Annotated in this window: 14 protein-coding genes; 5 read left to right on the top strand and 9 right to left on the bottom strand. The window is 42.9% G+C overall.

Annotated elements, in window-relative coordinates:
* Positions 1 to 2 precede the first annotated feature (2 nt).
* From AAHB12_RS07390 to AAHB12_RS07380, 3 genes are all read right to left on the bottom strand, one after another.
* Positions 3 to 962, bottom strand: coding sequence for a substrate-binding domain-containing protein (locus tag AAHB12_RS07390; RefSeq protein ID WP_446715524.1), 960 nt, complete (start codon positions 960 to 962; stop codon positions 3 to 5).
* 230 nt (positions 963 to 1192) lie between these two features.
* Positions 1193 to 1618: a GNAT family N-acetyltransferase gene (locus AAHB12_RS07385; RefSeq protein ID WP_342044803.1), complete on the bottom strand. Its 426-nt coding sequence runs from the start codon at positions 1616 to 1618 to the stop codon at positions 1193 to 1195.
* A 44-nt stretch (positions 1619 to 1662) separates the two neighbouring features.
* Complete coding sequence (locus tag AAHB12_RS07380; RefSeq protein WP_342044802.1) at positions 1663 to 2079, bottom strand: MarR family winged helix-turn-helix transcriptional regulator; 417 nt, start codon at positions 2077 to 2079, stop codon at positions 1663 to 1665.
* Between the two features lie 374 nt (positions 2080 to 2453).
* On the opposite strand from AAHB12_RS07380, the gene AAHB12_RS07375 reads away from it, so the two are divergent.
* The 5 genes from AAHB12_RS07375 (at position 2454) to modB (ending at position 6235) form a co-directional block, all read left to right on the top strand.
* Complete coding sequence (locus AAHB12_RS07375) at positions 2454 to 3536, top strand: molybdopterin-dependent oxidoreductase (protein WP_342044801.1); 1083 nt, start codon at positions 2454 to 2456, stop codon at positions 3534 to 3536.
* A gap of 17 nt (positions 3537 to 3553) precedes the next feature.
* Complete coding sequence (locus AAHB12_RS07370) at positions 3554 to 4270, top strand: flavodoxin domain-containing protein (RefSeq protein WP_342044800.1); 717 nt, start codon at positions 3554 to 3556, stop codon at positions 4268 to 4270.
* On the top strand, positions 4240 to 4527 hold the full coding sequence (locus AAHB12_RS07365) for a hypothetical protein (protein WP_342044799.1): 288 nt from the start codon (positions 4240 to 4242) through the stop codon (positions 4525 to 4527). The genes AAHB12_RS07370 and AAHB12_RS07365 overlap by 31 nt, the downstream gene beginning before the upstream one ends.
* A 235-nt stretch (positions 4528 to 4762) precedes the next feature.
* Positions 4763 to 5569, top strand: coding sequence for a molybdate ABC transporter substrate-binding protein (modA, locus tag AAHB12_RS07360; RefSeq protein ID WP_342044798.1), 807 nt, complete (start codon positions 4763 to 4765; stop codon positions 5567 to 5569).
* Between the two features lie 9 nt (positions 5570 to 5578).
* Entirely contained in the window at positions 5579 to 6235 is a 657-nt protein-coding gene (gene modB, locus AAHB12_RS07355) for a molybdate ABC transporter permease subunit (RefSeq protein WP_342044797.1), read from the top strand.
* A gap of 627 nt (positions 6236 to 6862) precedes the next feature.
* Here modB and AAHB12_RS07350 read toward each other — a convergent pair.
* From AAHB12_RS07350 to nuoN, 6 genes are all read right to left on the bottom strand, one after another.
* Positions 6863 to 8449 carry a sensor domain-containing diguanylate cyclase gene (locus tag AAHB12_RS07350; protein WP_342044796.1) on the bottom strand — a complete coding sequence of 529 codons (1587 nt, stop codon included), beginning with the start codon at positions 8447 to 8449 and terminating at the stop codon, positions 6863 to 6865.
* Between the two features lie 382 nt (positions 8450 to 8831).
* Positions 8832 to 9857, bottom strand: coding sequence for a stage II sporulation protein D (gene spoIID, locus AAHB12_RS07345; RefSeq protein ID WP_342044795.1), 1026 nt, complete (start codon positions 9855 to 9857; stop codon positions 8832 to 8834).
* Positions 9858 to 10298: 441 nt separating this feature from the next.
* A complete protein-coding gene (gene murA / locus AAHB12_RS07340) occupies positions 10299 to 11606 on the bottom strand; it encodes a UDP-N-acetylglucosamine 1-carboxyvinyltransferase (RefSeq protein ID WP_129727534.1) in 1308 nt (435 codons plus the stop codon).
* Between the two features lie 41 nt (positions 11607 to 11647).
* Entirely contained in the window at positions 11648 to 12349 is a 702-nt protein-coding gene (locus AAHB12_RS07335) for a YwmB family TATA-box binding protein (RefSeq protein ID WP_446715528.1), read from the bottom strand.
* 110 nt (positions 12350 to 12459) lie between these two features.
* Positions 12460 to 12693, bottom strand: a complete 234-nt coding sequence (locus AAHB12_RS07330; protein ID WP_342044793.1) for a DUF1146 family protein — start codon at positions 12691 to 12693, stop codon at positions 12460 to 12462.
* A gap of 324 nt (positions 12694 to 13017) precedes the next feature.
* Positions 13018 to 14532, bottom strand: a complete 1515-nt coding sequence (gene nuoN / locus AAHB12_RS07325) for an NADH-quinone oxidoreductase subunit NuoN (RefSeq protein ID WP_342044893.1) — start codon at positions 14530 to 14532, stop codon at positions 13018 to 13020.
* Between the last annotated feature and the right edge of the window lie 12 nt (positions 14533 to 14544).

Raw genomic sequence — 14544 nt, 5'->3', positions numbered from 1 at the left:
ACCTAAAGAGTCTCAAAAATCACGGAACCTGTTCTAGCTGTATCATATCCTTCAATACAGCTAATTTTATTTTTAAATTCAGTGGAGTTTAGAATCTTATGCATAGTTTGAATTAAGGATTCCTGTTCATCAGATCTTAAGATAACCAAATCGTAGTGTTCTTGAATGAGGGGAATAAAATCAACATTAACAATCTTTGCCTCTTTTTCAATGCCAACTCCTACATCCACAAGCCCTTGAGCAACCGCCGTTGCTACGCTGAGATGATTACTTTCCTCGTTATGATAGCCCTGAATCGCTTTTGGAGACATATTACGAATCCGAAGTTGTTCATCCAATAAAACTCGTGCACCTGCTCCCTTTTCACGATTGACAATCTTGATATCAGATTTCGATAGATCCTCCCAAGTTTTAATATTCTTCGGATTGCCAGATTTCACATAGAAACCTGCCCATCTCGATACTAAACGAATCACGATATAGGAGCGTCCTGTGAGAATTTTTTTAATAAAAGGAAGATTGTATTCGTTTGTGTCCCCATCAAACAAGTGAGTACTTACAATCGTGCATTTTCCATTGTACATGGAAATTAAGCTATTTAGGCTTCCGTTATAGTCACGTAAAGATTTAAAACCTTCTTTTTGAAGGTAGTTGGCTAGAATATCTAATGTTACATCTTGTCCACTTATAATAACAGCATGCTGTAATGAAGGCTCTAACTGATGATCTTGACGATTTTCTCTGTTTAATGGTTTATGACTCTTAACATTTTTCGAGCGATTAATATACTGTTCTAAATCCACTGCATCGATCCGTTTTTGCCGGCCAACCTGGTAGGCAGGCAATTCACCTTTGTTAATTAAATCGTAAACAGTCAATTTAGAAACCCTTAGTAACTTTGAAACCTCTTCAGTTGTATATGAACGATTTTCTTCCAAAACAAGCTGCCTCCTTTCTTTCATTTTATCCTTTTTTATTACACTTTTCATAATTTTTTAAAACTGCGAAAATATTATTTTTTATATTTATTTATTCGGTTATATTATTTTTATTAGCATTAAAATAAGCTTTATCGTTTCATGAAACAAGCTAATCATCTATATGCAACAGACAATTAGCTTGTTTTTTCTGCTCATCCACATCATGCATGGGAGTAGGAATGAAATGCATATTGAAAAGATAGGATTCCCTTCTAATCATATCTCTTTATTACAGTAAATATTCCTTTTGTATGAGGTGTAGCATCCTTAAAATCGTATTTTTCATAGAAATTTTCTTTCCCTTTTGCGATAAATAACCCGACAGATGCCTTATCTGGCGCATTTTCTTTTAGATACTCGACTAATGTATTCATAATGTCTTTGCCCATCCCCAGTCTTCGATAACCCGGATGAACGATTACATCTTGAATGTAAAAGTAAATCGCCCCATCCCCTACAATTCTTCCCATTCCTATGACCTTATCACGACTCTTAACTGTAACAGCAAAAATGGAGTTCTTTAGTGATATCTCGGCAACGTTAAAATTCATCTCATTATCCAAGCCGGCAACTGAGCATAAATATTTGTATTCATCTAGCGTTGGAGTCTTCCTTAAAATTTCATACTGGCTTCCCATAGTTCTCCCCCTAAAAACCAATTCATAATTGAAGGAGCTAATTTTCACTCTTCCGAACGTTGATTACCATGATGCAAAACAAGCAAACCAGCTCTCGTTAACTCATCTAAATGAATTTCAGATAACTCGTCTAGCAGCCTCATTCCGTATTCCGTCAGCTGTATGAAAATACTGCGTTTGTCCTCTGGATTTGGGAAACGCTGCACTAAGTTCAAATCCTCACACCGCCTAATGAGTTCTACACATGCATGAGGGGTAATTTGCAAGCGCTCTGCCAGCTCTTTTGGCGTGGCGTACTCACGATCAGGAAATCCCATAATCGACAGCATAAGCTGATGATGCTGAGGTGTAAGCCCTTTTGCCCTTGCGGCTTCCTCACTGAATCGAATGAATTTGCGAATTCGATAACGAAATAGAGCAAGCTGCTCATAAATTTCCTTAGGCAATCGTCCCTGTTTCATGTCCAGCTCCTTTCACGTAACACAATATCTCTAACCCCTAATGTACTTTATTCCTTATTTTGGAACAACTGCGATCCAACACTTCTAGGCCATTATGATATATTTTCTAACCCGTTTTAACTAAATTGTAAATAGATGCACTGATTTTTATTTTTCATGTCAGTTTATATGACATAAAATATTGACTTCAATCGTAGTCCGATATATATTTCAAAGTATAATTAATTATATCTAGTTATATCTAATTATATTTAATATGGTATTCTATTCAAATTCCAACAAACCCATCACTACACAAGTAATGAAATGCTGGTGAACAACATGACAAAAAAATAAAAAGCGTCTGCCCGTATTGCGGCGTTGGCTGCGGAATCGTGCTTGAAGTGTCCGACAACCGCGTGGTCAAGGTCAAAGGCAATAAAGAGCATCCCACCAATTTCGGGAGATTGTGTACAAAAGGAAACTCCTGTGCGCAGGCCATCACTGAATCTGGGCGAATGGAATACGCATATCGCCGTCCCAATCGGAAGGATGAACCCGTCAAATTCAATATGGATGAAGCAATCTCTGAGACGGCAAGGCGATTATGGGCAATCCTTGATGAACATGGACCCGATGCCCTTTCTTTTTATGTATCGGGCCAAATGTCATTAGAGGCGCAATATCTCATCAACAAGCTGGCGAAGGGCTTTGTGCGCACCAACAATATTGAATCCAATTCACGCTTATGCATGGCCAGCGCCGGTAGCGGCTATAAGCTGTCGCTCGGAGCGGACGGTCCACCAGGCTCATATCAGGATATGGACCGTACGAACTTGTTTTTTGTCATTGGCGCAAACATGACCGACTGTCATCCGATCCTGTTCCTTCGCGTCATGGATAGGGTCAAGGCGGGAGCCAAACTGATTGTGGTGGATCCGCGCCGCAATGCTACCGCAGATAAGGCCTCGCTCTTTATGCAAATCAGACCCAGCACCGACCTCGCTCTGCTTAACGGTCTTTTACATTTGCTTGTCAAAAATGGTCATACGGATCCAGACTTTATTGAGGAGTTCACCTCCGGCTGGGGAGCCATGCCCGAATTTCTGGAGGATTACCCTCCAGACAAGGTTGCCGAAATAACAGGGATCCCCGAAGCCGATATCCGTCAAGCGGCATTATGGATCGGCGAGTCGCCTGAATGGATGAGCTGCTGGACTATGGGGCTGAATCAAAGCACGCACGGTACATGGCATACCAACGCGATCTGCAATCTGCATCTGGCTACCGGCAAAATCCGCCGCCCCGGCAGCGGCCCCTTCTCCCTCACTGGGCAGCCGAATGCGATGGGCGGCCGGGAGATGTGGGTTATATGGGGCCCGGCTTACCCGGGCAGCGCTCCGTGCTTGTTGAGGATGACCGCCATTTTATCAAGGATATGTAGGGCATCCCTAGGGAATCGCTCCGCACCGAGGTAGGAACGGGCACGATTTCTATGTTCCAAAGCATGACCGCTGGAGACATCAAGGCGTGCTGGATCATTTGTACCAATCCGGTCGCAAGCACATTCGGCGCTGGGGATCCCCCTGATAACGGCGAAAGCTTCTGGCAGGCGCTGCAAGCTGACAATGCACCTCGCTTACCTGATCTTCGCTACGCCGTCCTAGGGTTCGGCGATTCTAGCTACGATCTGTTTTGCGGATTTGCACGCAATCTGGACATCCGTTTGGAGCAGCTTGGGGCTCAGCGCCTTAGAGGTCGCGTCGATTGTGATACCGATTTTGAAGAACAAGCCAATGAGTGGATTCACTCAATTGAGAAGGCATTAACCGCAGGGAATGGCTCCCCATCAGCAACGACTTCCCTATCAACACACGCAGCGGAAGCGACGGCTACAGTTGAGACTAAAGCGCTCGCCACGATTCTGTGGGCCTCGCAAACAGGAAATGCAGAAGGCGCCGCAAACAGCTGCGCCAAGAAATTGCAGGCGGTGGGTCATGATGTTCGCCTTGCCTGTATGGATTCCTATTCCATCACAGACCTATCTAAGGAGCGGTTAGTTCTGATGGTCGCCAGCACATTCGGCGCTGGGGATCCCCCTGATAACGGAGAAGGCTTCTGGCAGGCGCTGCAAGACAATGCGCTGAATACGATTTCTACTTTAAAGAGGAATTGGAGGCCATGCAAAAAAACGGACTTCTTACGCGGCTAGATACTGCATTCTCGCGTGATCAAGCTGAGAAGATCTATGTTCAAGATCGGATGCTGGAGCATGGAGCAGAGCTTTGGGCATGGCTTCAGGAAGGTGCGCACTTCTACATCTGTGGCAATGCAAGTAGGATGGCGAAAGAAGTGGAATCCATGTTGAAGCGCATTATCCAGCAGCACGGCGGGATGCGCAGCGCTGAAGCAGAAGCATATGTGAAGGAAATGGCAAAGTCTAAGAGATACGCAAGGGATGTTTACTAGGATCAAGATTCATTGCGTAAAGAGGAACTATTATAAATGAGATGAGATTGCAAAATATAAGGGCAACTACACCTCTGTCTTCGCCCAAAGGCAGGGCTCGCTAATCGGCGAGTTTTCTTTACTACTCTTTTCATAATTTTTTAAAATTGCGAAAAATTTCATTTTATATCTATTTATAATAAGTTATAATCAATTTTATCTTAATATTAAAGTGAGGATTATTAGGAGGTATCTTATGTTTAAGAAGTTAAATCTAGTAGTAAGTACTATGATGGCAGCTTTGTTGTTTGGCTGCTCCAATGGAAATTCCACGAGCGATCAAACAAACAAAAAGGAGGCAGCTTCAAAAGAAAAGGTGGAGTTGACTATGTCAGCAGCAGCCAGCTTGCAAAATGCGCTCACTGATATTGAAAAGACCTATGAAAAAGATCACACTAACATTGATCTGAAGTTTAACTTTGGGGCTTCAGGTGCTTTACAACAACAGATTAAACAGGGCGCTCCAGTAGATTTGTTCTTTTCAGCAGCAGAGGACAAGTTTGACGAGCTCGTTAAAGAAGGTCAAATTGACCAAAAACAAGGCGTTGATTTAGTCGGAAACGAATTAGTGCTCATTGTACCGAAGGACACAACGAAATCAATCAAAGACTTTTCTGATTTATCAACACAAGCGAATAAAATTGCTTTGGGCACACCAGAAGCAGTACCAGCTGGACAGTATGCACAACAAACACTAGAAAAATTAAATCTTTGGAATCAAGTAAGCAGCAAAGTGGTATATGCAAAAGATGTACGCCAGGTTCTTAGTTATGTAGAAACAGGAAATGTGGATGCGGGGATTGTATACAAAACAGATGCTTTAATTTCAGACAAAGTCAAAGTAGTCGCAACAGCTAATCCAAAGACGCATGATCCGATTATCTATCCAGTTGGCATTGTAAAAGACACGAAACATCCGAAAGAAGCTGAAGAGTTCTATAAATACTTACAAGGCAAAGCAGCATTAAAAGTACTAGAACAGTACGGATTTGTAGCTGAATAAGGAAAAGGGATGTTTAAAGAATTTTGGGAGCCAGTTCAACTATCATTAGAGATTTCCCTTGTATCCGGCATAACCGTTTTTATATTAGGAACTTTTATAAGCTGGCTTATGGTGAAGTTCCCTTTTAGAGGTAAAATAATCATCGAAACGATGATCATGTTGCCTTTAGTACTTCCGCCGTCCGTGATAGGCTTCCTGCTGATTATCATATTTGGGAAGAATAGCTGGTTAGGCGAAGCGATTGTATTTCTATTTAAACAGCCGATTATATTTACATGGTGGGCAGCTATGATTGCTTCCACAGTGGTTGCCTTTCCACTCATGTATATGTCTGCAAAGACTGGATTTCAAAATGTAGATTCTGATATAGAAGAAGCAGCCGCAGTAGATGGCGCTAATACACTAAAGGTTTTTTTGTATATCTCTCTGCCTTTAGCATCCAGATCGCTGCTGACTGGCGGTATCCTGAGTTTCGCTCGAGCTTTAGGAGAATTTGGCGCTACCTTAATGTTTGCCGGCAACATTCCCGGAAAAACACAAACAGTTCCAACGGCTATTTATGTTGCGATTGATTCTGGAAATATGACGATGGCTTGGCTATGGGTGGCCGCCACAGTGTTCATCTCATTCCTGATGCTGTTAACAGTACAGCTTAAAAGTAGATAAATCCTTTTCTTCTTAAAAGTGAAAGGATTATGGCAGAACGAATTTGAAGCAATCAGGCCGTTTTCCTGTCAGTCTCCTCTTCGTCTCTGCCCTAGAACCTCATAGGAAAATCCTATGGGGTTTCTTGCATGGATTCATGCTTCTGCTCTCCCATCTCACCTAACAGTAACAAACATTTTCCACTTTTTTACAATTATTCATACTATTCAGAAAATTTATAATATTTAGTATTTACAAACCCCTCTTTTCCTTGTATGATAAATACAAGCAATACATACTACCTAAAAAGAAAGGAGGCCGTTAAAGTAACGAAGGATGAAATGTAGAAAAACAAAGCGAATGAAGGGACAGGTGATGCCATTGAAGGTAGTAAAAGATGAGGTGTACTTGGAGTAAACAAAAAAACAAAGCGAGCGAAAGAATAGGTGATGCTAATAAGCTGATGATAAGGCAAAGGAAATTTCTCTAGGAGGGCGATTCTCTCCAAATACAAAATAATGGAAAGGGCTTTGATAAAATGAACGAAGAAATAGTGTAAGCGACCTTGCAATTCCCAGGAGGATGAGCAAGGTCGCTTACTGTTGTTTTGCATATATTTTTTCCGAAACTTTATCAAAAGAAGCTGCATTATACATGTCCTGAAAAGCTCTGAGAAAAGATCGTTACCCGGTTTCTTCCTTCTTGCTTAGATTGGTACAATGCTTTGTCCGCAAGCTTCACCAATTCGTTTGGAGAAACGGCATGCTTTGGAAATGCAGAAATCCCCAAGGATAGGGTAGCAGCTATCCCAGCAGGACTGATTGATTGCTCCATCGTTTGCCGCAAACGCTCTGCAATATTTCCAGCTACCTCTTCGTCACTATATAGGACGATAATACAAAATTCCTCTCCGCCATATCTGAAGCACATGTCGCCTTCCCGTATTACATCTGGCATAACCGTAGCAAGAAACTTAATCACTTCATCTCCCATTGGATGCCCATACGTATCATTTATCTTTTTGAAGTGGTCAATATCAAGAAGAATGAGGGAAAATGGGATGTCGTTATGCATGAGATCCTTCATGACAAAATCAAATGTTTTCCGATTTGCAATCCCCGTTAATCCGTCTGTCTGAGTCTCTTCCTGTAATTGACTCAAATAAGAATGCACATGCTGGCTCGAATATTTTACACTCTCAAACAGCTGCTGTATTTCATAAATATTCGTTCTAACACGGGGAATGGGAACAGGGGGCTGTCCCAATGTCTTTGTCGTCTCTTCTGTATAACTGGCCAGCTGCTGTAAAGGACGGGAAATCCGGCGGGAAATCCACCAAGCAAAGAACCAGACAAGAACCACAAAAGGAAAAGCAAGCTTTACTGAACGGACAATCATATTGCAGATAGGTTCATTTGTAATCGACGATGGTGTTTGTGATACAATCCCCCACCCGCTTTTACTTTCAAATGCATACCCCGCCAGAAAACTCTTTCCTTCTGTATTTACTACCTTGCCAAAGCCTTCTTCACCCTTTAGCACTTTAGCTACTATTTTATTTTCGGAGACATCTTCACTTAATCGTTGTTTATTGGGATGAAAAATCAAATGCCCTGCCCGATCCACAACATATACATACGATCCGTTCTCATAATAATGCTTCTCCAGCATATTGCTTAATATGTTGTCTCCTTCAAGGTAGATTGTACCACCTACAAATCCTTTATAGCCCCCTGATCTATCAAAGATAGGATAGGAAACTAGGACAATGAGCCGCTCAGTAATCCCTCGATACGGATTTGAAATAAACGGTTTCTTTAATGTCACCGCGCGCTGAGAGACACTCGAATCCAGCTGTTGCCCAATAGAAATCCCCGTCGCGGAAGGACTAACTGCTTGCACTACCCTATTTTGGTCTACAATGAATACGGAGTTGAAATAGGGCTCTCTGCTATCCATCAGCGCAGCTACATCCTCCTGCATTTCCTTTACAGAATGATAAGCGGCTTGGTCTGCAACGGTCTGTAATACTGCACCCATGCTGGATAATAGCGTATTCGTCTCCGAAGCTAGCTTTTTGGCGTACCAATAGTTATTCTTCAAATAACTAGTTTCTAGAGATTTTTTATTCACTTGGAAAGAAGCAAATAACCATATGGCTGCTGTGAATACAATGGATAGCGCAAGTATTCCGCTAATAACAATTTGGAGTTTAAACCTTCTACTTACCTTCATGCATAATGTACTCCTCAATCTATCTACGTTTTAATAGAAGATTCTGACAAATGGAATTGCACTCACTTGGAAAACATCTAGTTTCTTGACGAATTTCTCGCTACGTCGAATGGTCTTCCAGTTAGAAATTTATACCCTCTTAAAGCGGCACAAAAGACATACTAATTTAACATAAAAATAATTAACATAATGAATAATGGCCACTGTTTATTCGTAAAGAAAACTCGCCGATCAGCGTAATCTATCGAAACACCAAACAGCTTATCCATGCAGATGCCTCAAATTGAACTGTCTATACCATATTACAGAAAAAAATTGGGGAAATCTAGGGGGTGTCTTACGAATGTAATCAGGATAAAAATGACAAAAAAGTAGTCTCAGACTACTTTTTTGCGGTGAGCTTCTGCTCATATTCATTTACACCTTTAATCTCAATTCCTTTGTAATAATGCTGCACAATGTCCGTGTATGACTTACCCTCCTTCGCCATACCGTTTGCGCCATATTGGCTCATACCGACGCCATGTCCGTAGCCCTTTGTCGTAATGACAATTTGGCTGCCCTCCTGCTTCCACGTAAAGTCCGAGGAGCGAAGCCCGAGCTTTTCCCTTACCTCTCTTCCGCTCAGCTGCTTCCCGCTAAAGCTGACGGTTTTTACTCGCTGGCCGGATGTTCGTTCTGTAATGCTTCCGACCTTCCCATTTGCAAGCACCTGCACACCAAGCTTCTTTTCAAAATCAGCTACATTGACTTTTTGCTCGCTCAAGAATTTCGGGGTATCCTTATCCCAAGGACTATCTACACTTTTTAAATATGGGGTCGGATTGCCCCAATAGTCCTCTGCATTTTCTGTGTAGCCATTGCTTGTAGAGAAGAAAGAGGCAGTAATCGGTTGCCCGTCAAAGGTTAATACTTGTCCTGCCGTTGCGCGCACCGCTTTTTGGATCCGCTCAATTTTTGAGTTATAACTTTGGCCCCACTGCTTTTTCAAATCGGCTAAACTGTAATACACCTGTGTGTCGACTGTGTCAGTGACGTCCGCCTTGTTTGGCAGCACTGCACCGTTTACCATCCGTTTTATAACAAAGGTGCGAGCGGTGAGTGCCTGCGCCTTGAGCGCCTCCATTTCGAAGTCTGACGGCATCTCGGCGGCAACTACTCCCACGACATAGTCCTCAAGAGGTACATGTTCCACCATTTTTTGCTTGGTTCTATATACCGCTACCTCAACATTGCTTGTGACAGTTTGCGGAACATTAGAGGCAGAAGCGGCAGTAGAAGCAGCTTCCTTCCCTGTTGCTGGCTGCTTTGTTCCCATATGGTAGGGAAGCACCAGCAAGCTCGGTACAACAATGACTAACAGAACGAGAACAGACACAAACATAAAAATTGGCTTTGTTAGCTTCATACTGGCCCTCCGTCACGAAAATAGATCCAACACAGGTTCAGAAACCCGGTTTCGCGCAGGATGAACCCCCTGCTATCTGAAGTGTCACTTTCATCTTATGGAAAAGGACGAGCTTTTAGAACGTCAGAAATTCTTTCACGATTTTTTCACATTTTTAGAATATTATGTATACATCTTGACTATAACAATAGTAACAGAATTAAGAGAGTTTTAGAACGTATAAGAAGAGATCACAATGAGGAAGCAGGCTGGGCAATAGCTGCAAAGGAATGCTACTCGCTGATTGGCGAAAACAGAGGCATAGTTGCATTTATACTTTATTCCTAAAATTTCTCGCCACGTCGATTGGCATCCAGCTAGAAATTTATACTTTTTGAAAGTACAAAAGAAAGACAGCCTCTATACCTTTGACCCCCCAAAAGTATAAAAGCTGCCCTTCAATTACGCATGAAGATCAGAGATCGTTTTTTCTGCTGTTTGCTGCGCTTCCTCTTTCACGCGCTCAATATTAGCGCCAAGCGCAGCCAACTTGCCGTGGAAATTCACATAGCCGCGATCAAGATGCTTTAGTTCTGTTACACGCGTGTAGCCTGTTGGTGCAGCAAGGCCTGCAAGGATAAGAGCTGCTGCTGCGCGCAAGTCTGTTGCTGCCACTTCTGCGCCCTGAAGCTCACATGGTCCGCTCATAATAACAGAGCGTCCTTCAATTTTGATATCGGCATTCATGCGACGGAATTCCTCTACATGCATAAAACGGTTTTCGAACACCGTTTCTGTGATCATGCTTGTGCCTTCCGCTTTTAATAATAATGCCATCATTTGTGACTGCATATCTGTTGGGAAGCCTGGATGAGGCATTGTTTTTATGTCTACCGCCTTTAATTTCTCCGGTCCAATGACACGTAAGCCTTCTTCTTCTTCGATAATGATAACACCCATTTCTTTCATTTTCGCACTAATAGGGCTTAAATGCTCTGGTACGGCGTTCTCAATTAAAACATTTCCTCCCGTAATAGCTGCCGCTACCATAAATGTACCAGCCTCTACACGGTCAGGAATAACATGATGAACCGCTCCAAATAGTGTCTCAACACCCTCAATGCGAATCGTACCTGTGCCAGCACCGCGTACACGAGCACCCATAGCATTTAGGAAGTTTGCAAGGTCTACGATTTCCGGTTCTTTTGCGGCATTTTCAATGATTGTCGTCCCTTTCGCTAATACAGCAGCAGACATGATGTTTTCTGTTGCTCCTACGCTCGGGAAGTCTAAGTAAATTTTTGCTCCATGCAATCTTCCGTCTACATATGCCTCAACAAATCCATTTCCAACTTTTACCTTAGCACCCATTGCTTCAAAGCCCTTTAAATGCTGGTCAATCGGACGAGAGCCAATTGCGCAGCCGCCAGGCAATGCGATGCGCGCGCGACCCTTCCGGGCCAATAATGGTCCCATTACAAGAACAGACGCACGCATTTTTCGTACATATTCAAATGGTGCTTCAATGTTCAGCTCTTTTGATGCATCGATGATGACTTGGCCGTTCTCAAACACAACGTCACAATTTAAATAACGCAAGACTTCATTGATTGTATATACATCGGAAAGAGCTGGCACATCGCATATCGTATTTTTCCCATCACTTGCTAATAGAGCTGCGGCTAAAACCGGCAATACAGCATTCTTCGCGCCTTCTACGCGTACAGAACCGCTTAGCTTATTTCCGCCGCGGACGATGATCTTTTCCAAAGGTATTCCCCTCCGTGTCCTTAATTTTGTACACTATCTATTCAATACTCAGATGTAATAATTGGTGTGCCAACCACAACAGTTGTCTTGTTGTCAGTGTTGCGCAGCGCAACTTGCACATTCATTTTCTCTCTATTTACCGCAAGAGCGTCTTTCCACTCCTCAGTATATGCGGAGACGGAGACGAATGCTATTTCCTCTAAAGACTCAATCGGCGTAGCAGATAAATCTTTCAATATTTCAGCTGCCTTATTTTGCAAAACACCTTCAATCTTATCATTGAAAACAGCTTGAACACAAGTGAAAGTTGCAGGATTTTGTCTAAAAATTTTATGCATTTTTTTTAAAATTGCATCGTCCCACTCTGTCCCCTTTACTTCATATGTAATAAAGGTTTCGTCCTTAGTATTCTCTTTTGCCCACGTGACAACCAATCTTTCTTGATAATGAGTAAATTTTTTTACCGCTATTGCCTTGTAACCCTCAGGTGACTGCTCGACTTTCCAATCGGCTGCCACTTTCTTCTCAGCCAAGCTATCTAACAGTTTATAAAATGTATGTACATCTTGCACTGAATCAAGCTCTTCTTTTGCAAGCCAAGACCACTGCTCCACAGTCGCTCCATTTGCCTCCACGACCGCAATCATCTTCTCAAGCTTCTCCACCGGCTCTTGTGCTTCAATACGCGTATAACCCAAAAAACAAGCCAAGACTCCAACCAACATTACCGCTAGCAGTTGTATTCCCTTTTTCATCTCTTCCCCACTCCCCTTTATCTCCATTTTGGACGAGGAAGAAACAATACATACCACTAAAAGCTCGACAAAAACTACATGAAAGAGTATTCCAGCTTTTACTTAAAGAGATATGTGAGACTGTTAGAGTACCCAAGATAATCCAAAAAGAATCTGCTCACTGACGAACCGATTGCGATGGTCAATAAAATTAGAAGCACCCTCGTTTGCGCAACCTTTCCTTTTTTCATCAAATGCTCAAAGTGGATACCCTGCAGCGCCCACCAGGTAAGTGCAATAAACAGTAAATGCAGCACAATGGCAATAAGTGCTTGCTGCCCGAAAATTTGCATAGTATGCCGTTGCTAAAAAACATCCAAATTTTAGCGAACGGTCTCACCTCCTTGTTTATTTTATACTAACCCGCCTAGTTATGAAATTGTTATTTTCCTGCGGGAGACGTGGTAATAAAATTGTATCGGTTTGTTATACACAAAGAAAAAGCGTAGAGTTTATCTCTACACCTTTTTGCACCTTCAGAAAGTCTAAATTTCCAGCTAGCAGCAAATTTGACGCAGCTGAAAATTTAGGAGCAAAGTGTAAGTGCAACTACGCCTCTGTCTTCGCCTAACGGCTCGCCAATCAGCAATTTTTCTTTATTTCTCTCTATTTTACCATTATTCTGCTCCTGTAAAAAAGAAATCTTTCAGCAGCGGGAAGTTTTCATAGAAGAATTGATAGCCGATTGCCGGCAGAATCCCAAATAAGAGTGTCAGCACCGCGCAAAGTGTGATCACAACATTCACATTAAATGGTATCTTTAGCTTTTGGTCACCTTCCGGCTTGCGGAAGAACATTTGCTGCAGGATGCGGAAATAATACACAAACGAGACAACTGTTGTTGCCATCATAATGGATGGCAGTACGTAATGCCCTGGTTCGATAACAAATGCCCCGATAAAAATGTTGATTTTCCCGATAAAACCAGCCGTGCCCGGGATGCCCGCAAGCGAAAGGATGAAAATCGTCATCGCCGCCGCTGCAAATGGCGAGCGTTGAAACAAGCCGGCAAACAGGTCAAAGCCTTCACTGCCATTTTGTCGCTGCAAGCCATGGATGATAGCAAACACACCGATATTCATGAGCAGGTAAGCAAGCATATAAAACCACATGCTGTCGAGCGTGAATGGTGAAAGCATGAGCAGCGGTACAAGCAAGTATCCCGCATGTGCAATGCCGGAATAAGCAAACAAACGCTTTACATTTTGCTGCTTTAGGGCAATTGTGTTGCCGACAATCATCGTAATCGCAGCCAAAACCGCGATATACATTTGCATGCTCGCAGACAGTGACTGTTTACCTGTTACATCTGGTACGACCGCAAAAATCATAATGAACAGGCGCATCATGATGACAAAGCCGGCAAGCTTCGATACCGTTCCTAAAAAGGCGGTAACCGGGGTTGCTGCACCTTGATATACATCAGGCGCCCACATATGAAACGGTGCTGTCGCAAGCTTGAACGATAGGCCAACAAACGTCAGCAGGAAGGCAAATGCCAGCAGGAGATGCATGCTGCCATCAGAAAGATTGGCCAGCGCCTCTCGCATCGCAATAATATTTGTGGAACCCGTAAGTCCGTACAGGTAGCTAAAGCCAAACAATGTAATTGCGGTTGAAATACCGCCATTAATCACGTATTTCATCGCGGCCTCATTGGATGCCTGGCTGCGCTTACGGATGCCGACAAGAATGAAGGAGGACAGTGATAGCAGCTCCAGTCCGACAAACAGCGTAATCAGATCGGCACTTGATGCCATAAACATCGCACCCAGAAGCGCTGTTAGCAGCAAGTAATAATACTCGCCCTTATCCTCAATTGGTGTTGTTTTCTCCCCGCTTGCGGCAAGGAGGAAAACAAGCGCTGCCCCGACTAGCAGCAAGGTTTTAAACGCCTTGGCAAATCCGTCTAAGACAAATGTGCCCTCCAAAATATCAGCAGTTGCTTGATTATATAGCAAAATAAGCGAAACGAGCGCGAGCACACTTGCTCCAAACGCTCCATATGCGAAATGCTGACGGTTAAAGGAATCCTTTAGCAGCAAATCAAGGATCGATAGAAGGATAGCTGCAATGACAACAATAAACTCTGGTGTCATTAAGCTCCACTGATAACCTAAAAGTGTCTGCATATCCATTCTATC

Source organism: Bacillus sp. OTU530, assembly GCF_038440375.1.
This window is presented reverse-complemented; position numbering and strand designations above follow the sequence as displayed.

Coding starts and splice junctions, on each gene's coding strand:
- AAHB12_RS07390 (WP_446715524.1), bottom strand. CDS start 962: ATGAAAGAAAGGAGGCAGCTTGTTTTGGAAGAAAATCGTTCATATACA.
- AAHB12_RS07385 (WP_342044803.1), bottom strand. CDS start 1,618: ATGGGAAGCCAGTATGAAATTTTAAGGAAGACTCCAACGCTAGATGAA.
- AAHB12_RS07380 (WP_342044802.1), bottom strand. CDS start 2,079: ATGAAACAGGGACGATTGCCTAAGGAAATTTATGAGCAGCTTGCTCTA.
- AAHB12_RS07370 (WP_342044800.1), top strand. CDS start 3,554: ATGTTCCAAAGCATGACCGCTGGAGACATCAAGGCGTGCTGGATCATT.
- AAHB12_RS07365 (WP_342044799.1), top strand. CDS start 4,240: ATGCAAAAAAACGGACTTCTTACGCGGCTAGATACTGCATTCTCGCGT.
- modA (WP_342044798.1), top strand. CDS start 4,763: ATGTTTAAGAAGTTAAATCTAGTAGTAAGTACTATGATGGCAGCTTTG.
- modB (WP_342044797.1), top strand. CDS start 5,579: ATGTTTAAAGAATTTTGGGAGCCAGTTCAACTATCATTAGAGATTTCC.
- AAHB12_RS07350 (WP_342044796.1), bottom strand. CDS start 8,449: ATGAAGGTAAGTAGAAGGTTTAAACTCCAAATTGTTATTAGCGGAATA.
- spoIID (WP_342044795.1), bottom strand. CDS start 9,857: ATGAAGCTAACAAAGCCAATTTTTATGTTTGTGTCTGTTCTCGTTCTG.
- AAHB12_RS07330 (WP_342044793.1), bottom strand. CDS start 12,693: ATGCAAATTTTCGGGCAGCAAGCACTTATTGCCATTGTGCTGCATTTA.
- nuoN (WP_342044893.1), bottom strand. CDS start 14,532: ATGCAGACACTTTTAGGTTATCAGTGGAGCTTAATGACACCAGAGTTT.